The sequence below is a fragment of the Aurantimonas sp. A3-2-R12 genome (genome assembly GCF_036016755.1).
GTDB lineage: Bacteria > Pseudomonadota > Alphaproteobacteria > Rhizobiales > Rhizobiaceae > Aurantimonas > Aurantimonas coralicida_A.
The window spans coordinates 26,063-48,546 of the sequence record NZ_JAYXIH010000004.1 but is presented as its reverse complement, the minus strand read 5'-3'; the positions used below and the strand labels follow the sequence as shown (position 1 = coordinate 48,546).

The window sequence follows — 22,484 nt, the reverse complement described above, 5'->3', positions numbered from 1 at the left end:
CTCGTTCAGGCGGCGATGACGACGAGGTCTGTCGGCTTTTCGACGCCCGCGACCTGGCAACCACCGCGTTGCGTGGCCTGCTCTTCGGCGGAAAAGCCCTGAATGCGTGCCAGATCGTAGGTCGATCGGGTGGTGAGGGCGGACGTTGCCTCGACCTTGTTGTGTTTCTCCAGCTTCGCCGCGAGGTTCACGGCGTCGCCGATGACGGTGTATTCCAGCCGGAACTCATCGCCGAGCGCGGCGAAGACCACCGGGCCGGCAGTGGCCGCGCCGTTGACCCGCAGCGAACCGTCACCGTGTTCTTCGCTCATGGCCCGCGACCATTGCCGCGAAACGTCCATGATCTCGACGAGGGCGCGCAGCGCGTCGGCCGCCGCCGTTTGCGAGGGCGAGGTCGCGCCGAAGGTCGCGAGCAGGCCGTCGCCAAGATATTTGTCGACGATCCCGCCATGGCGCTGAATTATCGGAACGATCAACGCATGCAGACCGACGAGGGTCTCCACTACCCGCTTCGGTTCGTTGGCCTCGACAAATTTTGTGAAGCCGCGAATATCGAGAACGATGATCGCCGCGTCCCGTTCTTCGGCGTCGCCCGCCACCACCGCCACCGGCGACTTGGTGATGACCCGCTCGACGTCGGCGGGAAGAAAGCGGCGGATTTCCTCGCGTTCCACATGCTCGAGCACCGCCGCCGCGAGCAGTCGCTTGGCGCGCGTTAGTGCCAGCGCGAGAACGATGGTCAGGACGAGGATCGCGACAATCTTGTCGATTTCCGCGCCGACCAGGATGCGATCGCTTTGGATATACTCGACGAAACTGCGAGTGATCGCCTGCATGCCCGCCGCGTGTATGGCGTAGAACGTCATGCCGACCCAACCGAGGGCGGCGATCGCGCCGATCGAGATCACCCAGATTGGGTCGAATCGCAACGCGCGGATGGCGATGAAGATAAAGACGTACATCACCGTCGGCGCCTGCAAGGAGAAGCCGGCGCTTTGGCCGTACTGGATATGAAAATACCAGATCAGCCCGTACAGCAGCGCGATGTCGACCAGCATCGACACGACCAGGAACCAGCCAGGCAACCGGATCCGATAGGACAGGAACAGGCGCAGCACGGTGAAGGCGAGATAAATCGCCAGACTGACCGGCACCGGCTGTTGCATCAACGCGTCGCTCGGACGCGGAGAGATGAAATAGAGAAGCGTGATGAAAACGCCGATGCCGAACTGCACCCAACCGATCAGGCGCTCGCTGTCGGCCTCGAACTCCGCGACGACCTCCTGCACCCGGTCAGGGATCGCGCCGGCGGACCGGCGGCGGACGAAGGGGGAAACGAGTTTGGCGCGTTTGCTCATACTACGATCGAAGCAGCCCGCTCGTGAACTGTCTGCCGCCTTCCTATGTCGGGTTGTGCCCCAATCGGGCAGCGCCGCATTGTAACTGGGTGCACCGCCGATAGTGCGATCTTGCGCCCTAAAAGGAAAGTCGCCAGTGTGGCGTGCAGAGAGCACGGCACGAGCGCCAGGAGTATTTCATGAAAGCCCGGCCTCCGCGCGTCCTCATCTACAGTCACGACACTTATGGACTGGGGCATCTGCGCCGCTGCCGCGTCATCGCTCAGGCGCTGGTCGCCCATCGTCCGGACATCGCCATCCTGCTCGTCGCGGGTTCCCCGGTCGTCGGCTCGTTCAGCTTTCCGCCGCAGGTGGATTTCATCCGCGTGCCGGGGGTCGTCAAGCTCGGCGCGGACAATTACGCGCCCTCCAATCCGGGCCTGTCGATCGAGGATCTGACCGAGATTCGCAGCGCCGTCATCAAGAAGACGGCCGAGATTTTCGACCCCGACATCTTCCTGGTGGACAAGGAGCCGCTGGGCATGCGCGGCGAGGTTGAGGCTTCGCTGCGTCATCTGAAGACCACCGGCGCGCGCCTTGTCCTTGGATTGCGCGACATCATGGACGAGCCCTCGCGTCTCGCCGAGGAATGGAAGCGCAAGGACGCCTTCGCGGCGCTTGAGGAATTTTACGACGACATCTGGGTCTATGGTTTGCCGCAGATCTGCGATCCGCTGGAGGGCATCGGCGTGTCGGAACGGGTCCGCCAGAAGGCGGTGTTCACCGGCTATCTGCACAGGGCGGACGAGCCGTCGGGCGCGCTACCCGACCGTATCCGGATCGGCGAGCGACCCTATGTCCTCGTCACCACCGGCGGCGGCGGCGATGGGACGATGCTGGTCGACTGGGTCCTGCGGGCCTACGAGAGCGACCCGGCGATCGGGGTTCGCGCCAAGATCGTTCTTGGTCCCTTCATGGAGCCGGGCTTCCAGGCGGATTTCCAGCGTCGGGCGGCGAAGCTCGACAGCGTCGACGTGATCACCTTCGCGGCCAGTATCGAGCCGCTGTTCGAGCGGGCCGAAGGCGTTGTCGCCATGGGCGGCTACAACACTTTCTGCGAGATCCTGTCCTTCGACAAACCGGCCGTCGTCGTGCCGCGCCGGCAGCCGCGACTCGAGCAATATATCCGCGCCTCGCAGGCCGAGGATCTGGGCCTGTTGACGATGCTGCTCGACGATCGCCTCGACGACGCCTCGGCGATGGCGGACGCCATCCGGGCGCTGCCGGGACAGGCCGGGCCGAAATCCGCGGCGATTCCCGGCATTCTCGACGGCCTGAAGACCATTTGCGAGCGCGCGGACGAGTATATCGCCGCCGGTCGAACGAAGAAGACGGACGCCTACGACTGGAAGCGTGCGAGCCTGCGTCCGATCTCCAAGGCCGGGATGGCATGAGAATCGCATTCTATGCGCCGATGAAATCGCCGCGCGATTCGCATCCGTCCGGGGATCGCACCGTGGCGCGCGGCCTCGTCGAGGCGCTGCGGCTAGCCGGACACGATGTCGTGGTTCCCTCGAATTTCCGCAGCTACGATCGCGGCGACCCGGTGCGGCAGGCCCGCATCGAGCGGATCGGACGGCGGATCGGCGACCGAATTATACGCCGGAACGATGGCCGCGCGCCGATCGACCTCTGGTTCACCTATCACCTCTATCACAAGGCGCCGGACTGGCTGGGGCCGCGTGTGGTCGCGGCGCTGGGAATTCCCTATGCGGTCGCCGAAGCCTCGGTGGCGGACAAGCGCAAGGGCGGGACCTGGCATCGGGGGTATGAAGCGAGCCTGGCGGCGCTCGCGCGGGCCGATCTCGTCGTCGGTCTCAATCCGGCCGACCGGCCTTGCGTCGTCCCCCGGATGCGGCCGGAGGCGCGCTATCTGGACCTCGCCCCGTTCCTCGATGTCCGGCCCTACGCGGAGGCCGCGGCGAACCGGAAGGCCGCGCGGGCGCGGCTCGCTGCGCGCCACGGCCTTGCCGGCGACCGTCCCTGGCTGCTCACCGTCGCGATGATGCGGGAGGACCAGAAGCTCGCCTCGTACCGATTGCTCGCCAAGGCCCTGCAAGTGCTCGGCGACACGGCGATGCAGCTCATTGTCGTCGGCGCGGGACCGGCCGAGGACCAGGTGCGCGAGGCCTTCGCCGGGCTCGGTTCCCGTGTCGCCTTTCACGGCGCGGCAGACGCGGCCGAGATGCCGGCCCTTTATGCCGCGGCCGACCTCTATGTCTGGCCGGCGATCAAGGAATCCTGGAGCATGGCCTTTCTCGAGGCGCAGGCCGCGGGCGTACCCGTTGTCGCCGGCCGCAGCGGCGGCGTTCCGAGCGTCGTCGAGGACGGAGTGACCGGCTTCATTGTCCCGGAAGGCGATGCGCCGGCCTTCGCCGATGGCGTTCGGCGTCTGCTCGATCCAGCCGTGCGAGAGCGAATGGGCCGCGCCGCGCGCAAGCGGACCCTCGATCGCCACGACCTCGTCGTGGCGTCGAAGGCGCTCGACGGCGCGCTGGGTGATACGCTCGCCCGCAGCCGGTCCGTGCCCCAACGAGAGATGATGTGATGCGGGTTCTCTTTCACGTGCAGCATCTTCTGGGCGTCGGGCATCTGCGGCGCGGCGAACTTCTCGCCGACGCCATGGCCAAGCGCGGCATGGCGGTGACCGTCGCGCTCGGCGGCATGCCGGTACCCGAAATGCCCTTTGCTGGCGCCGATGTCGTGCAATTGCCTGCGACCAAGCTCAAGGGCGCCGATTTCAAGGTGCTCTACGACGCCGACGGCGAGCCGGTGACCGATGCCTGGCGCGCGGCGCGGCGGGACGCGCTGTTGCAGCTTTATGACGAAATCCAGCCCGATATCGTCCTCCTGGAGATGTATCCCTTCGGGCGCTGGCGTTTCGGTTTCGAACTCCTGCCGCTGCTCGAACGCGCCGCCCGCGACAAGCCGCGGGTCAAATGCGTCACCTCGGTCCGGGACATCCTGGTCGCGACCAAGCATCCCGAACGGGCAGCCAAGGGCGCAGCGATTGCGCGCGCACATCTCGACGCCGTGCTCGTCCATTCCGATCCGTCGCTCTTCGCCTTCGAGGAGACTTATCCGCATGCGGAGGAACTCGCCGATCTCATTGGCTACACCGGCTATGTGACCGAGCCGGCCGAGCGGGTTCGCGGAGCGCCGAATGGTGAGGTGATCGTCTCGGCCGGCGGCGGCGCGGCCGCCGGCGATTTGATGCGGGCGGCGATGGAAGCCCGTCCGTCGACACCGCTTGCCGACCGGGTCTGGCGCTTCTTCACCGGGCCCCGCTTTCCCGCCGTGGCCTTTGAGGAATTGTCCGCGAGGGCGGACGAGCGGACCGTCGTCTCGCGCTTTGCGCCGAATTTCCAGGAACTGCTCGACGGCTGCGCCCTGTCGATTTCGCAGGCCGGCTACAACACGGTGATGAATCTCCTGCGGGCTGAGGCGCCCGCCGTGGTGGTCCCGTATGACGAGGGCGAGGAGACCGAGCAATGGCACCGCTCGGAACGCATGCGGGACATGGGGCTCTTATCAGTGGTCAAGACGTCCGAACTCTCCCCGCCGACGATGGCGGCGGCGATCGCCGAGACTCTGGAGCGACCGAGCGCCAAACGTCCGTCGATCGATCTCGATGGCGCGGCCCATGCGGCACGAATGATCGAGGCACTTGGCAACGGCGATGATCGCAGCCGGATGGCCCGGTAGATGGACGCCATGCGATCGAGAAATCGCATGACTTCGCCTGCGGGATCGTGGTGCAATCGGTGCGATGGCCGCTCCGCCTCCCGCCGGGAAGCGTCGGGCGGCGCAGGGGAGGATGGGCGTGGCGAGCGAGACGGCGACTCTGGAACGGCCCGTGTCGGATAGTCTGGAGACCGGGCCGAGCGACGCCTCGGCGCTTCTGTCGATCCAATCCCTGTCGGTCGAGTTCCGCTCGATGGCCGGCATGGTCAGGGCGGTCAACGGCCTGTCGATGACGATTGGCGCCGGACAAACCGTTGCGCTGGTCGGTGAATCGGGCTCCGGCAAGACCGTGACCTCGCAGGCTATCCTCGGACTGTTGCCGAAGGGCGCCCTGATTACCGGTGGCCGCATCCTGTTCCGCGACCCTCTGCAGGGCGTCGTCGATCTTGCGGCGTTGTCGCCGAGGAGTTCTCGCTTCCGGGCGATCCGCGGCCAATCCATCTCCATCGTCTTCCAGGAGCCGATGACCTCCTTCTCGCCGCTCCATACGCTCGGCGACCAGATCGGCGAAGTGCTCGAAGTGCACGGACGCGGCAATGGCGCAGAGGCCCGCGAGCGCACGATCGAGACGCTGCGGCTGGTGCGGTTTCCCGAACCGGAGCGGGCGCTGAAATCCTATCCGTTCGAATTGTCGGGCGGCCTGCGCCAACGGGCGATGATCGCGATGGCGCTGATCTGCAAGCCGGCGCTGCTCATCGCCGACGAGCCCACGACCGCCCTCGACGTCACCTTGCAGGCGCAAATACTCAAGCTCCTGCGCGACATGCAGGCCGAACTCGGCATGGCCGTCCTGCTGATCACCCATGATCTCGGCGTGGTCGCCAATCTCGCCGAGGAAGTGGTCGTCATGCACCACGGCAAGGTCATGGAGTCCGGCTCGGCGGCGGCGATTTTCGCGCGCCCGCAGCACCCTTATCTGATTTCGCTGATGAAGGCGGTTCCCGATCTCGACCGGGAAGAGGCGCCACGCCTCAAGCCGATCCGCGAGATCAAGGTCGATGCCGAGGCACTGTTCACGCGGGAATCGGTGGGCGTGCCAGGCGAACCGCTGCTTGAACTCAAGGGGCTCAGCAAGAGCTTTTCGCGGCGTAGCGACAAACGCCTTTTCTCGCGGGCGCCAACGCCGGGTGTGCATGCGCTCAAGGATGTGTCCTTGACCGTTCGCCGCGGCGAGTGTCTCGGCCTCGTCGGCGAATCCGGTTCCGGCAAGACGACGCTGGCCCGCGCCATCATGCGCGCCGTCGCGGTGGATTCCGGTTCGATGGTGTTCAACGCCCGGTCAGGGCCTGTCGACCTCGTCAACGCCGACCGGGCAGAACTCTTCGCGGTTCGCAACTGCCTGCAATATGTTTTCCAGGACCCGTTCTCCTCGCTCGATCCGCGCATGACCGTCGGCGCGATCCTGGCCGAACCGTTCGAGATCCACCGCAAGAGCGGCGGATCCGAGAAGCAGCGGCGGATCGAGCGCCTGCTGGCCGCGGTGGGGCTGGAAGCGCAATACGCCAATCGCTATCCGCACAGCTTTTCGGGCGGGCAGCGCCAGCGGATCGGCATCGCCCGCGCCCTGGCCCTGCAACCGGAATTGCTGATCTGCGACGAGCCGGTGGCCGCCCTCGACGTTTCGGTGCAAGCGCAGATTCTCAACCTGTTGAAGGATCTCCAGCGCCTTTGCGGGCTCACCTATCTGTTCATCTCCCACAATTTGGCGGTCGTGAATTACGTCGCCGATCGTATCGCGGTGATGTGCGACGGCGAGATCGTCGAGATCGCGCCACGTCGGGAGTTGTTTCACGCACCGCTGCATCCCTATACGCAGATGCTCATGCAAGCAGTGCCGCACGCGGATCCCGCGCGTCAGCTCGACTTCGCGCATATTCCCTCCGCCGGCGAGATCGGCCGTCGCGAATGGCCGGAACCGTTCACCGTGGTGGACGGCGTCGAACGGCCACTGCTGGAGGCCGGGCCGGATCATTTCGTGCGGGCCGCCAATTTCGATTTCCTGGCCTCCATGTCTGCCGCCCCGCCAAAGGTCGGCTGAGATGGCGGTGCATGACAGCCTCGACGAAAGTGTCTTCCGCTACGTCTGGCGGCACACGCGTCGTCAGCAGATATGGCTGTTCCTCGTACTCGTCGTTTCGTTGCCGTTCTATTATCTGACGCTCGATCTGCCGAAGCGCATCGTCAACGGTCCGATCCAGGGCGAATGGCAGCCGGGCGAGACGGAAACGGTCTTCGAAGTGATCCTGCCGATCCCCGATTTTCTCGGCGGCGGGACGCTCGCGCTATTCGACGGCATCGAATTGGACCGGTTCGGCGTTCTCCTCAGCCTCAGCCTGACCTTCCTGTTCTTCGTCGTCGTGAACGGGCTCTTCAAATTCTACCTGTCGAACTACAAGGGCCAGCTCGGCGAGCGGCTGCTCCGCCGCCTGCGCTATCAACTGGTCGACCGGGTGCTGCGCTTCCCGACCGGCCGTTTCAAACAGATCCGCGGGCCCGAGATCGCGTCGATGATCAAGGACGAGACCGAACCCGTCGGCGGCTTCGGCGGCAGCGCGTTCGCCGACCCGTCGCTGCTGCTCAGCCAGGCGTTGACGGCCCTCGTATTCATTTTCCTGCAGAATGTCTGGCTCGGCTCGATTGCCGGCGCCATCGTGCTCATCCAGCTTATCCTGATCCCCCAGATGCGCCGGCGCCTCGTCGTCCTCGCCCGCGCTCGCCAGCTCACCGCCCGGCTTTTGTCCGGCCGGATCGGCGAGATCGTCGAGAGCATCCCGTCGATCCGAACCAACGACACATCGAACTGGGAGCGAGCCGAACTCGGCAGCCGCCTCGGCAAAATCCTCTGGATTCGCTACGATTTCTTTCGGTGGAAATTCCTCACCAACTTCGTCAACAACCTGCTTGCCCAGACCACGCCATTCATCTTCTACCTGATCGGCGGTTATTTCGTCATCGTCGGTCGGCTCGACATCGGCCAGCTCGTCGCGGTGATCGCGGCCTACAAGGATCTGCCGGGACCGCTCAAGGAACTGATCACCTGGGATCAATTCCGCGTCGACGTGCAGTCAAAATACGCGCAAATCCGGGAGCAGTTCGCCTTGGACAACCTGCTCTCGCCGACGATGCATGCGGTATCTTATGAGGAGCCCCCGCGTATCGACGGCGACATTTCCATCATCGGCCTGAGGATCGCCGATGAGGCGGGCAACGATCTGCTGGAGCCCGCAAGCCTGCGGATTTCCGCCGGCGAGGCGCTGGCCGTCGTCGGGCCGGTTGGAGGCGGCGGCGAATACCTCGCCGAGGCGCTGGCCCGGCTGGTGGATGCCGCCGGAGGGCGCATCAGCATCGACGGCCAGGCACTCGATGGCCTGCCGGATTCCTTTGTGGGGCGTCGCATCGCCTATACCGAGGCCGGCCTTTATTTTCCCAGGATGTCGATCCGCGAAGCGCTGGTCTACGGCCTGCGCCACGCCCCGCTGATCCGCGAGAAGCGGCGTGGACGCGAGGAGGCTGTTCGACTCGAGGAGGCGCGACAGTCCGGCAATATCGACCTTGATATCCGGGATGACTGGATCGACTACAAGGCGGCGGGTGTCGATGGCCCGGAGGCGTTGACGCCGCGTCTTGCCGAGGTGCTGGAGATTGCCGGCCTGCGGCTCGACATCTCGCGGCTTGGACTGCGCAACCGCCTGCCGTCCGACCTGCCCGACGAGGTGGCCGAACGTATTCTCGAAGCGCGTCAGCGTTTTCGTGCCCGGCTCGAAGAGGGCGGCGAAGAGGATTATTTCGAATCTTTCGACGCGGACCGCTATTCGGACTACGCGACGCTGTTTGAGAACCTCGTCTTCGGCATCGCCTTGTCGGAGGCCACCGAGGGAGCGCCGCTCGCCGCGCGGCCGCAGATGCGGGCGGTTCTGAAGCAGACCGGGCTCGACCGGATTTTGTTCGACATGGGACAGCAGATCGCCGACACCCTCATCGAAATCTTCGGCGATCTGTCTCCCGACAACCCGCTGATGGACAATGTCGACCTGATGTCGCCCGACGACGTCGATTTCTTTCGCGCCGCCCTGCGCCGTGCCTCAGGGGAGCGGGACGTCTCGGACGAGGATCGATGCGCGTTCCAGGAACTGGCCTTCGGCTATGTCGAGCCACGCCACCGACTGGGGCTCCTCGACGAGGATAGCAAGGCGATGATCCTTGAAGGCCGCGAGCGGTTCCGCCAAGGCCTCGAGCCTGACATGGCCCAGGCCGTCTCCATTCATTCGCCCGACGCGGTCAATCGCGCCGCGAGTTTTCAGGACAACGTGCTGTTTGGCCGTGTCGTCGACCGGTATGCGGAAGCTTCGGCGCGTATCAACGAAGTGCTGATGGAGACGATGCGCGAGACGGGCCTATCCCAGGTCGTCTTCGAGATCGGGCTTGATTTCGACATCGGCAGCGGTGCCAAACGCCTGTCCTCCGGCCAGCGGCAGAAGCTGGCGCTGGCCAGGGCGCTGCTCAAGCGCGCCGACCTGTTCGTTCTCAACCGGCCGATTTCCGCCCTTGACGGCGACAGCCAGCGGGCGACAATTGAGCGCGTCCTTGCATCGCGCGAGGCCCTCGGTGCTGAACGGCAGACAGTTTTGTGGGTCCTGAGCAATGCCGAGCATGCGGAATTGTTCGATCGGACGATCGAATTTCGGGACGGCCGGATGACGACCTCGCGTCGCAAGGTCGACCGCGCGGTCGACGAGCCGGCCTGAGGGATATGGGTATGGCCATGATTCAGATGACCGCGGGCAGAGGGACGACGTGACGCTTCTCAAATCCGAAATGGACCTACTGCGGTCGGTCCCGATCTTCGCCGGCATCGAGCCGAGCCGGTTGAAGCTGATCGCCTTCACCGCTGATTCGATCGCCTATCGCGCCGGACAGGCGTTGGTTCGGCAAGGACAACCGGGCGACGCCGCCTATGTGCTGGTCGAGGGGAAGGCGGAGGTCTCGGTCGAGACGGAATCCGGTGACTACGTCGTCGCCACGCTCGGGCCCGGGGATGTCGTGGGTGAGATATCGATCCTTTGCGATTCCCCGCGAACGGCGACGGTGACCGCCAGCACGGATGTGTCGGCGCTGAGGGTGCGCAAGGATTCGTTCTTGCAGCTCCTGCGCCAGTTCCCCGAGATCGCGGCGGAGGTGATGCGTAGCCTGGCCGAACGCCTGACCCACACCAATGAGGAACTCGTCCGGGCGCGCAATCTGGCCGCGTCACGGGATGGCGAGGCTTGACCCGCTTCCAGCTGACGATCTGGGGCGCGCGCGGCAGCATTCCCGCGCCGGCCGCCGCCAACACCCGCTTCGGCAGCGATACGAGTTGTATCGAGGTGCGCTGCGGCGACCGTGTCTTGGTGCTGGACGCAGGCACAGGGATCGTCGGCTGCGGCCGCAAGCTCTGCTATGAGGGCGTTCGGAACCTCGACATCCTTTTCACCCACTGCCACTTCGACCATATCATGGGCCTGCCGTTCATGTTTCCGCTCTATACGGAGGAGGCCGTGGTGCGGCTTCACGCCGGGCATTTCCTGGATGAAACCAGCTGCCGCAGCATGGTCGAGCGTTTCATGTGCCCGCCCTATTTCCCGGTGACACCGAAGCAGTTCACGGCGCGCATCGACTACCGCGATTTTCGTCCGCCGGACGTTCTCACGCTTGCCGACGACATCCGCGTCCGAACGGTTCGACTGAATCATCCGAACGGCGCGGTGGGATATCGGATCGAGTATGCGGGGCGTTCGTTCTGCTACATCACCGATACCGAGCACGAGCCAGGCAAACCTGACGCCGCGATCCGCGATTTCATCGCCGGTTCGGATCTGATGATCTACGATTGCATGTATACCGACGAGGAATTTCCCACCTTCCAGGGCTTCGGTCACTCGACCTGGCAGGAGGGTGTGCGGCTTTGCCGCGCCGCCGGCATAGAAAATCTCATTATCTTCCATCATGATATCTCGCGAACCGACGCATGGTTGGAGGCTCTGGCGACGACAGCGCGGAATGCCTTTCCCGGAGCGATCGTGGCGCGCACGGGCCTGACCCTCGAGATTGGCGAAGGCGTGCGAATCCTGGAAGGCGGCTGAGATGGGGCTGGCAAAGCAAGTCGACGACTGGCTGATCCGCGAGGCACTCGGCAATCCAAATCTGGAGGAACTCTTCCATCAGCTTTGCCTGAGGCTGAGCGGCATCGGCATCCCGATCGCTCGCGCCCGGCTGAACTGGCCGACCCTGCATCCACTGTTTCGAGCCGAAATGATCAAGTGGCAGCGGGACCACGACACGGTCCTGGAGCATTTCCATCATCAGGACGCTAACACCGAAGCCTGGCAGAGAAGCCCTTTGCGCTACATGCTGGAAGCGGACCTTCCCGTCCTGCGGCGGCGTTTGACCGGGCCGGGCAAGCTTCTCGACTTCCCGCTATTCGAGGAACTCGCGGCCGAGGGCTACACCGACTACATCGCCCTTTCGACCGAATTTTCGCAACCCAGCACGTTTATGGATATGTCGACCGCCGGGATTTTCGTGATCTGGGCGAGCGACCGCTCTTCCGGGTTTACCGACGAGGATCTCGGCGTTCTGCAGGCGATCCAGCAGACCTTCGCCCTCGTGTCGAAAACGATTATCCAGTCGCGGATCACCACCAATATCGTCGAGACTTATCTTGGACGGCAGGCCGGCCATAGCGTGCTCAGCGGCAATATCCGCCTCGGCGACGGGGCGACCACGAGGGCGCTGGTCTGGTATTCCGATCTGCGCGACTCGACCCGGTTGACCGGTCGGCTGGAGAGCACCGCATTCTTGCGGCTTCTCAACGACTATTTCGAATGTGCCGCGCGTCCGGCGATCCGGGCCGGCGGCGAGGTGCTCGCCTTTATCGGCGACGCCGTGCTAGTGATCTTTCCGCTGGATGACGCGACGGACGCCGCGGCCCTCAGCGCCAAGGTGTTGGAGGCTGTCGGCGAATCCTTCCTGATGCGCGAGGAGGCCAACGCGGTCCGGCGCGAACGCGGCCTCGATACGATGGATTTCGGCATCGGCCTCAATATCGGCAACGTCGTCTTCGGCAATATCGGCGTGCCCGAGCGCTTGGCCTTCACGGTGATCGGACCGACGGTCACCCAGGTCGAGCGAATTGAGAAACTGACCAAGACGATGGATCTCAGCGTGCTCGCCAGCGCCGAGGTCGCCGCGCTTTTGCCCGAACGCTGGGATTCGGTCGGCGTCCATGCCCTCAACGGCGTGGAGCGGCGGATGGAGTTGTTCACGCCGCGTTTGGCACAGGGCGTGCCGCTCCGCGCCGCCGGCGTGGGTGAATAATCGATGCGCTAGTGATGCGGGTCGACCGCGTCGCGCAAGCCGTCGCCGACGAAACTGAAGGCGAGCACGGTCAGGACCACCGGCAGCATGGGCAACAGCAGCCACGGATAGAGCGCCACTGCCTCGATGTTCTGCGCCTCCGACAGCAAGACGCCCCAACTGGTGATCGGTGGCCTCAGACCCAGCCCGAGGAAGCTTAAGGCCGTCTCGGCCAGGATCATCGTCGGGATCGACAGCGACGCCGAGGCAATCAGATGGCTCATGAAATTCGGCAGCAAATGCCGGAAGATGATCCGCCGCGGACTGGCGCCCAGCATTTCGGCTGCGACGACGAAGTCTTCCTCGCGCAGAGCGAAGAGTTTCGAGCGCACAGCGCGCGCCAGCCCCGGCCAGTCGAGCAGTGCCAGGATCAGGGTGATGCCGAAATAGATCAGCAGCGGGCTCCAGGTGACCGGGAGCGCCGCGGAAAGGGCGAGCCAGAGCGGTAGTTCTGGGATCGACCGCAGGATTTCCGTCGTCCGCTGCACGACGGAGTCGACCCAGCCGCCGAAATAACCGGCGAGCCCGCCGATGGTAATACCCAGAAGAAAGCTGAGCGTGACGCCGACGAGGCCGACGGTCAGCGATATGCGCGCGCCGTAGGAGATGCGTGAAAACATGTCGCGGCCGAGACGGTCGGTGCCCAGCAGGAAGAATGTGCCCCCCTCGGGCGGGCAGACGAAATGGAACCGGGCGCCCACGATGCCCCAGAATTCATAAGGGTCGCCCTGACAGAAGAACCGCAGCGGCAGCGGCCGGGAGGTGTCTTCGCCGTATTCGCGCTTCAACGTCTCCAGGTTCAATTCGTAATCGAGCGGATAGACGAATGGGCCGACGAACCGGCTGTCGTGGACGAGATGCAGCGGTTGCGGCGGAGCGAAGATAAAGTCGGTGTTGCGGGTCTGGAGTTCGTAGGGCGCGATCATCTCGACGATGACGATCGCGGCATAACTGAACAGAAGGAAGGCGAGCGAGACGACCGCCACACGGTGACGCAGGAAGCGCCACCAGATCAGCTTCGTCTGGGAGGCCTCCATATAGGCTCGAGACACCGTCGAACCCGCGGCGACGGTCGCCTCCGGATCGAACGGTTCACGCGAGACGAAGTGGGGCGTGGGGCTCATCGCGCCGTACTCCGGCCGAGGCGAATCCGCGGATCGAGGATCGCCAGCAGGATGTCGGAAACGAACATGCCGACCACCGTCAAAAGCGCCAGGAACATCAGGAACGAGCCGGCCAGATACATGTCCTGACTGCGCAACGAAGAGAGCAGCATCGGCCCGGTCGTCGGCAGCGACATTACCGCCGAAATGATCACCGAGCCCGAGACGATTTGCGGCAGCAGGCTGCCGAGATCGGCGATGAACGGATTGAGCGCCATGCGCAGCGGGTATTTGAGCAGTAGCCGGCGCTCCGGCAGCCCCTTGGCGCGGGCAGTGACGACATATTGCCGGTTGAGCTCGTCGAGGAGATTGGCCCGTAGCCGCCGAATCATGCCGGCCGTACCCGCCGTGCCGATCACCAGCACCGGCACCCACAGATGCGACAGGACCGAGCCGATCTTGGCAAGCGACCACGGCGCGTCGATATATTCCGGCGCCATCAATCCGCCGATCGAGGTGCCGAACCATACATTGGCGAGGTAGAGCAGGATCAGCGCCAGCAGGAAGTTCGGCGTCGCCAGGCCGAGGAAGCCAAGGACGCTGAGCCCGTTGTCGCCCCAGCTGTATTGGTGGGTGGCCGAATAGATGCCGATCGGAAACGAGACAAGATAGACGAAGACGACCGTCGCCACATTGAGCAGGATCGTCATCGGTATCCGATCGCCGACGACGTCTGCGACAGGCTGGTTGTATTCGAAGGAATAGCCGAGATCGCCCTGCACGAGGCCGGTCACCCAGACCAGATATTGCAGCCAGAGCGGCTTGTCCAAGCCGTATTGCTCGCGCAGGAAGGCAATCTTGTCGGCGGAGACGTTCTCGCCCTGTGCCTGAATCTCGGCGATGTAGCTGGTCAGATAGTCGCCGGGCGGCAGTTGGATGATGATGAAGACGAGAACGCTGATCGCCAGCAGCGTCCAGGCCATGGTCACGAGACGGCGGGCGACGTAGCGGATCACGAGGGCGAGCCTGCAGCCACATTCGAGGGGCAATCGAACCAGAATCCGTCGGGATGATAGATGCCGAAATAGGCGCCGGGATTATAGTTGTAGACGCCACGCTCCGGCACGTTCCGCAGCGTGTCCGAAACCACCACGATCTGATCGACGCCCGAGACGATTCCGATCGTATAGACCTCATCGGCCGAGATCCGCAGCATCTTGTTCCAGACCGCCGTGCGCTCCGCGGCGTCGGTCGTCCGCATCCATTGCCGGCGGAGTTGGATGAGCTCGCGGATGCCGGCAAGGTCCGGGCCGTCGCCGGGCGCCTCGCCGCCGGTGCCGCCGGTTTCCACCCACATGCCGAAGCCCGGCCATTGCATTTGTTCGGCGGTCGCGGGGGCGAGTTCCTTCGGGTCCGTGGCCGGTGTCGGCAGCCCATTGTCGAGCCCCGTCCAGACCGACATCAGCGTCGAGCCCGCCTTGATGCGATTGCGGAAGATTTCGCGCTGGGATTCGCGGATCAGAAGGTCGATGCCGATCTTGCGCCAATCGTCGCGGACGAGTTGCAGGACGTCGGACTGTTCGCTGCTTTCTCCCGCCGTCTCGACCACGATGCGGATCTCGCGCCCATCCGGCAAATGCCGCAGCCCGCCACGGGTGGCGCGCTTGAGGCCGAGGTTGTCCAGAAGCAAATTCGCCTTGTCGGGGTCGTAGGCGGTCCAGCGGGTAGGCAGGTCCGGCGTGAACATCGGGGAACCCGGAAGGACCGTATTGGCGCCCGGCTCGGCGAGTCCATAAAAGATCGCCTTGTCGATGTCGGCCCGATTGATGGCGAGCGAGAGGGCTCGGCGGAAGTCGGCGTCGCGGATCATCTGGCGCCAAACCGGGTCCGTGACATTGAGGTTGGGATAGAGCGCGACATGCGAGCCGCGGCCCGATTCCCAGCGCCGGACTTCGTAGCCGCTGCGTTTCTCGCCGCGTTTCAGGAACGGGTAATTGGGAAAGCTGAGATAGGCGGCCTGCAGATCGGCTTCGCCGTTGGCGACCTTGGCCGGAATCAGGCCGGAATTGGCGATCGTCAGGGTAACCCTGTCGATATAGGGAAGTTGCCGGCCCCTCAGGTCGACCCGGTGGAAATAGGGATTGCGCTCGAAGGTCAGCCGCTCGGCCGGCGGCTTGGTGGCGAGCGTCCACGGCTGCAGCGTTGGCAGGTCCGGATTGTCGTTGCGGTGGCCGCGGTCCTTCTTGAAATGCAGCGCGGCCCAGTTGCGCTGGCCGGCGGCCTCGATCTTGGCTTTCAGCTTTTTCGGGTCGGCGTATTTCTCGTGATACTTCTTGAGGTAATGGGCGGGCCGGAAGATCTCGAAGGGGAGAGCCGCGGCGAGCGCGGCGAGGAAGTTCGGATTGGGTCCCGTCCAGGCATAGCGGACCTCGTAAGGGCCGGGAAAGGTGACCTCCGGTTCCTCGCCATCGACCAGCAGCTCAGCGGGGACTCCGAATTTGGCGATGTCCGGATTCTTGGCCATGTCCTCCCAGAAATAGCGGAAGTCCTCGGAGGTGAACGGTGCGCCATCGGACCATTTCATGCTGGGCCGCAGCCGGAAGGTGAAGATGCGGCCTTCCTCGACGGCGTAGCTCTCGGCGATATCCGGCACGATGTCGTAATTTTCGTCGTAGCCGACGAGACGTGCGTAACCGAAGACCGGGAGGATTCGCGTATCCTTGGCACTGGCGCCGAGCATCCGCAGCGTACCGCCGGGGCGATCGGCCGGGCAGGCGTTGTCGACCGGCAGGATGAACGGGGTTTGCGGCAGACGCTCGGCCACCGGTGGCAACGCGCCATCCGCGACCTTGGCGGCGAGGGAGGCCGGTTCCGCAAAGAGGGTCTGGGCGTTGATAGGGGTGGCAAAGCCGGTCGCTACGCCGATCGATAGGGCCAAGACCGCCGCGAAGACGCTCCGCGAGCCAATCCATCGTCGCGCTGTCGGTCGGTCCATCGATGCGTCCTCATGGGGTCGTGGCTATCAGTAAGGTTCGAGCGCCGGAGATTTGTCAAATGACGGTTTGACCGCCGGCTGTCGCGGAGCACTTCGCCTTGCAGGCCAAGCGGTTTGTCGCCTAGATGCCGCGATGCACCTCTCGCGAGCGACGTCGCGATGTCGCCGCCGGCGAACCGGAGAATCAGCGATTCCATGCCTTTGCGTATCGCCATACTCGTCAAAGGCTATCCGCGCCTGTCGGAGACCTTCATCGCCCAGGAAATCGCCGGGCTTGAGGATCGCGGCGTCGCGCAGCTCATCATCTCGTTGCGCCAGCCCGCCGAGGCGGGGGTTCATCCCGTCCATCGCCGCATCAAGGCGGACGTGCTTTATCTGCCGGAATATCTGAAGGACGATCCGCCGCGGGTCCGCGCCGGTCGCGACTTCGCCGAGCGCCAGCCGGGCTATGGTTTGGCGCGTCGCCTGTTCGAGGCGGACCTGAAGCGCGACCCGACGGCCAACCGCTATCGCCGTTTCGGCCAGGCCTGCGTCCTCGCCCGCGAGCTGCCCGCCGACATCGACTGGCTGCACACCCACTATCTCCATACGCCGGCTTCCGTTGCCCGCTATGCGGCGACGATTCGCGGCCTTGGCTGGTCGTTTTCGGCCCACGCCAAGGACATCTGGACGACGCAGCCGTGGGAGCTGACCGAAAAACTCGCCTCGGCCGCCTTCGGCGTCACCTGCACCAAGGTCAATCTCGACTATCTGCGCTCGCTCGCGGCGAATCCGCGCACGGTCGAACTCGTCTATCATGGCCTCGACCTCTCCGAGATACGGCCGGTCGATCGAGATCGCGGGCGAAGCGGCCCGTTTCGCATCGTTTCGGTCGGCCGCACGGTCGAGAAGAAGGGCTATGGCGACCTCATCCGCGCGCTGGCTTGGCTGAGGGACCGGGACTGGAGCTTCGAGCATGTCGGCGGCGGGCCGCTGACGGCAAAGCTGCAAGCACAGGCCGACAAGGCGGGTATCGGCGAGCGCATCGTCTGGCATGGCAGCCGCGAGCGCGAGCATGTCTTTCAGATGCTGGCGGGCGCCGACCTGTTCGTGCTGCCGTCCCGCATCGCCAAATCCGGCGATCGCGACGGGCTGCCCAACGTCTTGATGGAAGCGCAGGCACACCGTGTACCGGTCATCTCGACGCGGGTCTCGGCGATCCCGGAACTGGTCGAGGACGGGCAGACCGGACTGCTCGTCGCCGAGCGCGATTCCAAAGAACTCGCCGCCGCGATGGCGCGGTTGATGGACGATCCGCAGCTCGCCGATCGTCTGGGCCAGGCCGGGGAGGCAAAGGTTCGCCGGGAGTTTTCGCCCGAGCCCGGCATTGACCATGTCGCGCGGCTGCTGACCGAGGCGGCCGAGCGCGCCGCCGCGTGAGTGCCGCCCTGTTTCCCCTTGCCCGCGCGGCGCTGGAAGCGGCCCGTGACGATGGTCGCACGATCGCATTCTGGTGGCGCGATGACGATGCCAACCGGCCGACCGCGCCGCTCACGCGGCTGCTTGCGCTGCGCCGCGCCGCCGGTGTGCTACTGGCGCTCGCGGTCATCCCGGAGGGCGTCGCGGCGGAACTGGCCGAGGTGCTATCCGGTGGCGATGCAGTAGCAGTCCTTCTCCACGGCTGGCACCACGCCAATCATGCGCCGGAGGGACAAAAACGCGCCGAGTTCGGCGATCACCGGCCGATCGGCGTCATGCTCGACGAAGCGGCGGCGGGCCGCGCGGCACTGGCCAGTCTGTTTCCCGGCCGCTTTCTGCCGGCGTTCGTGCCGCCCTGGAACCGCATCGGCGAAGGGTTTCGCGCCAGGCTCGCCGGGGCGGGGGTGCCAGGGCTGTCCACCTTCGGCCGCACCGCGTCGGCCGAGCCGCACCGGCTGAACACCCATCTCGACCTGATGAACTGGCGCGAGGCGAGGGGGCTGACGCCGGCCGAGGCCGACCGGCTTCTGGCGGCCGAAATCGACCATCGCCTGAATGGCGGCGGCGATGGCGAGCCGATCGGGCTGCTCAGCCATCATCTGCAGCACGACGAGGCGGCCTGGACATTGCTCGATGCGTTGCTGGATTTCCTCGCGCCTCAACCCGAAGTTGTCTGGCCACCCGTGCCGGCGCTTTTTGACCTGCCGCTTACCGGCGGGATCGGCGAAGCCGGTGCTCGGGCGGACCGGTCCGAGAACACGTGCTGATGCGTGGCCGCTTTATTCGCGCGGCTAGAGTCACCCGGCTCCAGTTCGCGTGACATCGGATCGATCCGATGTCACGCATGGGGGCGATTCCGATCAGTTGCCGCGGAATGCGGGTCGAAAACCGGTTCCCGCTTTTCTCATTTCCGTGCTGGCGCGGCGGCCGCGCGGGACGCTTGATCGCCGCCACCGGCCGGCGAAATTCGCCCGTGAGACCGCCGGCGGGCCATGAAGTGACGAAGACGGCGCCTTTGCTCTTGTGTCGGCGCCCAAGCCTTTGATAAGAGAGCCGCGCGCTGATGAAGCGCCGACCATGCCTCGGTTCACAGAATGAGGGTGCGGATGGGTGACGCGGTTCCCGCGTCGACGCCGCGCCTTTTGCGAAGACACCCCGAAGATTTTCGGGGTTTCGGCCGGAGAGGTGGCAGAGTGGTCGAATGCACCGCACTCGAAATGCGGCATACGTGCAAGCGTATCGGGGGTTCGAATCCCCCCCTCTCCGCCAGAACTTGATCCAAACCCTTTCTACAAAGGGGTTACTGCATAGCAAGGCTTTCGTAACCGCCTCCTGGTACACACGGGTGTGCCGACGCCAGGCGCACAAAGAACAGCGCAGAACAAGGTCGTCTATCCCGCTGCTGGCGTATAGTGTCAGCCGGTTGCTGCAGGCTGAAGCGGTGTCCGCCCGACAGTCTCTATTCCGGCGAGCTCGAGCATGGTGGGCTCGTCGGCGGCAAAGACCGGGGCAGCGGGACACCGTTACAAGCGCGACAGCCGACGCGGCAAGGCGAGGGCTCACGGGTAGTGCACCCCGCCTTCGGCGCGCATCACCTGCCGCGCGTTCTCGGGCAAGGGGATGAACTCCTCCTCGTCACCTGGCACCGTCTCGAAGCGGCCCCGGCGCCATTCTTCCTTGGCCTGCTCGATACGCTCGGGGCGCGAGGACACGAAGTTCCACCAGATGTAGCGCGGACCGTCCATCTGCGCGCCGCTTCGTGGCCTACTTTCTCACCGCCCTACACAGACAGCATGACCCCGGCAAAGCTTCTCGTGAATGCCTTTGCGACAATGGCAGAAGAACGTATCGCGGATGGGTTCGAGCCGACCCTCCTTACTTTTATGTTCAGAGAGATCCGTGGAACGCCCAGTCATCAGGCCCACGAGATGGAGATAGCCGTCGTCGAGGTCTACGACCGGCACCTTACTCGGACATCAAGTACCCGAAGAACGTCGCGGCGACATCCATGCCCTTTTGGTTTGGCTGCCCGGACTGGCCCATGGAAAAGTCTCTACCGCGAAATCGGGATCACTTGATAAATATCGCGCGGAACGGCGGTCTCCACTACCATCTCATCACGCTTCACGCTTCACGCTTCGGGCGTAATATGAAACACCCATACTCCAACATTCGCAAGGCGGCCTTCACCGTAGGCGTACCATAGTCGAGGAAAACGGAGCGGTGATCCGACGCTCGACGATCCGTTTCTCTGATCGTCCTCTTCCGTCGTCGACGCGCAAATCGGGAGCATGACGCGCTCAGGCAACGAGTGGACGATGATCATCGCCGGATCACGGCGAAGCGCGCCGGCAACCGAATCTCGGTACCGCGCCGCTCATTTACCTCACGCCAAGGGACGGCTTCGAAGACGGTTTCAGCTGCGACAGAGGTTTGGTCAGGGATGTGGTATTTGTGCGGATGGCGCTACCGGGATCCGGCGAAGATCGGCGCGGTCCGCGTTGATCGACTACTTTGGGAGCGGCATGCCCGAGCCCGATGCAGGCGTGATCTGACGCGTCTGATCTCGACTTCCGTGAGCCACGCCATTCCTGCTGCCGGCGGCGGGTGGGAAAGGTTCGGGCTCGTCCGAGGCTGGGATCGCGGACTGTTAGCGATCGCTGCCGGATCGTTGACCGTCAACCCGGTCGTTGCGGCGGGCGCCACTACGGCAGTGGTCTCGTCCCGCCACGGTTCGGATTCGCGCGATCAACGGTCATCCGGCCATTGGGGGCAGGCCATTTGCGCGCCATCACCCCCAGTTGATCCAAAATCGAACCGTGCATCTCGGTTTTTGCCCCATCCGACAATGGCTGATTCATAGCGTTACTGACGGTTGCACCGCCTAAAGCCGTTCCTCGCTGATCGGGCATGAATCAACCAATTTCGGAAAATGACTAGATTTGGTTGAAATTGGATCAGATCGATGATAGATTTTTCCACAGATCAGCCCAAAAACCGATAAATTGGTCCGTAATCGGATCAAAAAAGAAAAACGGTGTCGAAGGGATGTCGCATCGGCCGGTGAAAAAGAGGCCATGCGACGCAAAGGGAGGACTGTCATGGTTACCAAGACTCTCAAGCTTGATTGGACGCGGAGAAAACTTCTCGGCGCCACGGCCGCATTGGGCGCGGTCGCGGCGTCCGGGCTGTCGGTTCGTGCGTTCGCCCAGGAAAAGGTCATCAAGATCGGCTTTTTGGCGCCGCTCACGGGGCCGGTGGCCGCCTGGGGCAAGCCAGGGCTCGACGGCTGCCGGATCTGGGCCGAATGGGTCAACGAGGCGGGCGGGGTGAAGCTGGCCGATGGGGATTATAAGATCGAATTCGTCGGCTACGACAACGAATACGACCCTGCCAAGGCGCGCACCGGTGCGACACAGTTGATCCGGGAGGACGAGGTCAAATTCGTCATGATGTTGGGCGGCGATACCTGGCCGGGCGCCCAGCCGGTAGCCGACAAGACCGGTATGCTGTTCTCGACGCTGCTGCCCTCCGACCTATCGCCCGACACCACGACGCTGGTGGCGCCGGCCGAGGTCCACCCGATCTACAACGTCACCGGCGTCGAGTGGCTGACCGAGAACAATCCCGGCCTGAAGACGGCGGTGATGTGTGCTCAGGACGACGCGCTGGGACTGCCGTCGGTCGCCACCTATCTGGCGGCTTTCGAGGCGGCCGGGATCGAGATGCAGGAGGAGCCGCTCTTGTTCGATCCGGCGACCACCGACTTCGCGCCCGTGGTCACCAAGCTGATCGCCAACAACCCGGATATCGTTTGTCTCGACACCTCCTACGCCGACTATGTCCATCCGATCTGCGAGCAGCTGTTCCAGCAAGGCTACAAGGGGCAGATCATCTCCTGCACCGCCGACTTCTACGACCAGATTATCGAGAAGACCTCGAAGGAGTTCATGGAAGGCTTCATCTTCCAGTTTCCGGACTTCGACGACCCTGCGCTCAATGCCGACAACATCAACTTCAAGGACGCCAACAAGTTCTACGAGGTCTACAACGAACGCCATCCGGGCGAGTGGGGCGCGGTTTCCTGGGAATATGCCTCGATCATGGACCTTTGGAAGGCCGCGGCCGAGACTGCCGGTAGCGCCGAGCCCGACGCGGTGCTCGCCGCCATGAAACAGGTCGGCAAGCACGCTTTCGGCGAGGCCGAATGGTGGGGCAAGGACCTGTTCGGCATCGACAACGCGCTGGTCGGAGACTGGCCCGTGGTGCGGATCGAGAACGGCAAGGCGGTGATCAAGGAGTTCCGGAGCATCCCCGCCTGGTACGACAAGCACGGCGAACTCCTGAAGAAGCACATGGAGGCCTACGGCCAGATGTGGAACCAGCGCGGCTGAC

15 protein-coding genes, 1 tRNA gene and 1 pseudogene are annotated in these 22,484 nt (G+C 64.3%); 12 read left to right on the top strand and 5 right to left on the bottom strand.

Annotated features, from left to right (window positions below):
- Window positions 1-5 precede the first annotated feature (5 nt).
- A complete protein-coding gene (locus tag VSX60_RS03180) occupies window positions 6-1,358 on the bottom strand; it encodes an adenylate/guanylate cyclase domain-containing protein (RefSeq protein ID WP_327622701.1) in 1,353 nt (450 codons plus the stop codon).
- A gap of 179 nt (window positions 1,359-1,537) precedes the next feature.
- Between VSX60_RS03180 and VSX60_RS03175 the strand changes: the two genes are divergently transcribed.
- The 8 genes from VSX60_RS03175 to VSX60_RS03140 all read left to right on the top strand — a co-directional run bounded on the left by VSX60_RS03175 (window position 1,538) and on the right by VSX60_RS03140 (window position 12,494).
- Window positions 1,538-2,791: a glycosyltransferase family protein gene (locus tag VSX60_RS03175; protein WP_327622700.1), complete on the top strand. Its 1,254-nt coding sequence runs from the start codon at window positions 1,538-1,540 to the stop codon at window positions 2,789-2,791.
- The gene (locus VSX60_RS03170; protein ID WP_327622699.1) at window positions 2,788-3,945 is read left to right on the top strand and encodes a glycosyltransferase family 4 protein; all 1,158 of its coding nucleotides are present in this window, start codon (window positions 2,788-2,790) and stop codon (window positions 3,943-3,945) included. Before VSX60_RS03175 ends, VSX60_RS03170 begins: the two co-directional genes overlap by 4 nt.
- On the top strand, window positions 3,945-5,102 hold the full coding sequence (locus tag VSX60_RS03165) for a glycosyltransferase family protein (protein ID WP_327622698.1): 1,158 nt from the start codon (window positions 3,945-3,947) through the stop codon (window positions 5,100-5,102). Before VSX60_RS03170 ends, VSX60_RS03165 begins: the two co-directional genes overlap by 1 nt.
- 232 nt (window positions 5,103-5,334) lie before the next feature.
- Window positions 5,335-7,179, top strand: a complete 1,845-nt coding sequence (locus VSX60_RS03160) for an ABC transporter ATP-binding protein (RefSeq protein ID WP_442873048.1) — start codon at window positions 5,335-5,337, stop codon at window positions 7,177-7,179.
- 1 nt (window position 7,180) lies between these two features.
- Window positions 7,181-9,886 (top strand): ATP-binding cassette domain-containing protein, encoded by a 2,706-nt coding sequence (locus VSX60_RS03155; protein ID WP_327622696.1) that lies wholly within the window; start codon window positions 7,181-7,183, stop codon window positions 9,884-9,886.
- A 70-nt stretch (window positions 9,887-9,956) separates the two neighbouring features.
- Window positions 9,957-10,409, top strand: a complete 453-nt coding sequence (locus VSX60_RS03150; RefSeq protein WP_327622841.1) for a cyclic nucleotide-binding domain-containing protein — start codon at window positions 9,957-9,959, stop codon at window positions 10,407-10,409.
- Entirely contained in the window at window positions 10,406-11,260 is an 855-nt protein-coding gene (locus tag VSX60_RS03145) for an MBL fold metallo-hydrolase (RefSeq protein ID WP_327622695.1), read from the top strand. Before VSX60_RS03150 ends, VSX60_RS03145 begins: the two co-directional genes overlap by 4 nt.
- A 1-nt stretch (window position 11,261) precedes the next feature.
- Entirely contained in the window at window positions 11,262-12,494 is a 1,233-nt protein-coding gene (locus VSX60_RS03140) for an adenylate/guanylate cyclase domain-containing protein (RefSeq protein ID WP_327622694.1), read from the top strand.
- 8 nt (window positions 12,495-12,502) lie between these two features.
- On the opposite strand, the gene VSX60_RS03135 is transcribed toward VSX60_RS03140, so the two are convergent.
- Genes VSX60_RS03135 through VSX60_RS03125 form a run of 3 tightly spaced genes read right to left on the bottom strand, consistent with a single transcriptional unit; the run spans window position 12,503 to window position 16,631 of the window.
- Entirely contained in the window at window positions 12,503-13,657 is a 1,155-nt protein-coding gene (locus VSX60_RS03135) for an ABC transporter permease (RefSeq protein ID WP_327622693.1), read from the bottom strand.
- Complete coding sequence (locus VSX60_RS03130) at window positions 13,654-14,652, bottom strand: ABC transporter permease (RefSeq protein WP_327622692.1); 999 nt, start codon at window positions 14,650-14,652, stop codon at window positions 13,654-13,656. Before VSX60_RS03130 ends, VSX60_RS03135 begins: the two co-directional genes overlap by 4 nt.
- Window positions 14,649-16,631: an ABC transporter substrate-binding protein gene (locus VSX60_RS03125; protein WP_327622691.1), complete on the bottom strand. Its 1,983-nt coding sequence runs from the start codon at window positions 16,629-16,631 to the stop codon at window positions 14,649-14,651. Before VSX60_RS03125 ends, VSX60_RS03130 begins: the two co-directional genes overlap by 4 nt.
- Window positions 16,632-16,826: 195 nt before the next feature.
- Between VSX60_RS03125 and VSX60_RS03120 the strand changes: the two genes are divergently transcribed.
- From VSX60_RS03120 to VSX60_RS03110, 3 genes are all read left to right on the top strand, one after another.
- The gene (locus VSX60_RS03120) at window positions 16,827-18,050 is read left to right on the top strand and encodes a glycosyltransferase family 4 protein (RefSeq protein ID WP_327622690.1); all 1,224 of its coding nucleotides are present in this window, start codon (window positions 16,827-16,829) and stop codon (window positions 18,048-18,050) included.
- The gene (locus tag VSX60_RS03115; RefSeq protein WP_327622689.1) at window positions 18,047-18,856 is read left to right on the top strand and encodes a polysaccharide deacetylase; all 810 of its coding nucleotides are present in this window, start codon (window positions 18,047-18,049) and stop codon (window positions 18,854-18,856) included. The genes VSX60_RS03120 and VSX60_RS03115 overlap by 4 nt, the downstream gene beginning before the upstream one ends.
- A 412-nt stretch (window positions 18,857-19,268) precedes the next feature.
- A tRNA-Ser gene (locus VSX60_RS03110) sits at window positions 19,269-19,358 on the top strand.
- Between the two features lie 290 nt (window positions 19,359-19,648).
- On the opposite strand, the pseudogene VSX60_RS03105 reads toward VSX60_RS03110, so the two are convergent.
- Window positions 19,649-19,843 (bottom strand): annotated as a pseudogene (locus tag VSX60_RS03105) (pirin-like C-terminal cupin domain-containing protein); the annotation flags it as partial.
- 1,347 nt (window positions 19,844-21,190) lie between these two features.
- Between VSX60_RS03105 and VSX60_RS03100 the strand changes: the two are divergent.
- A complete protein-coding gene (locus VSX60_RS03100; protein ID WP_327622688.1) occupies window positions 21,191-22,483 on the top strand; it encodes an ABC transporter substrate-binding protein in 1,293 nt (430 codons plus the stop codon).
- Window position 22,484: the final 1 nt, after the last annotated feature.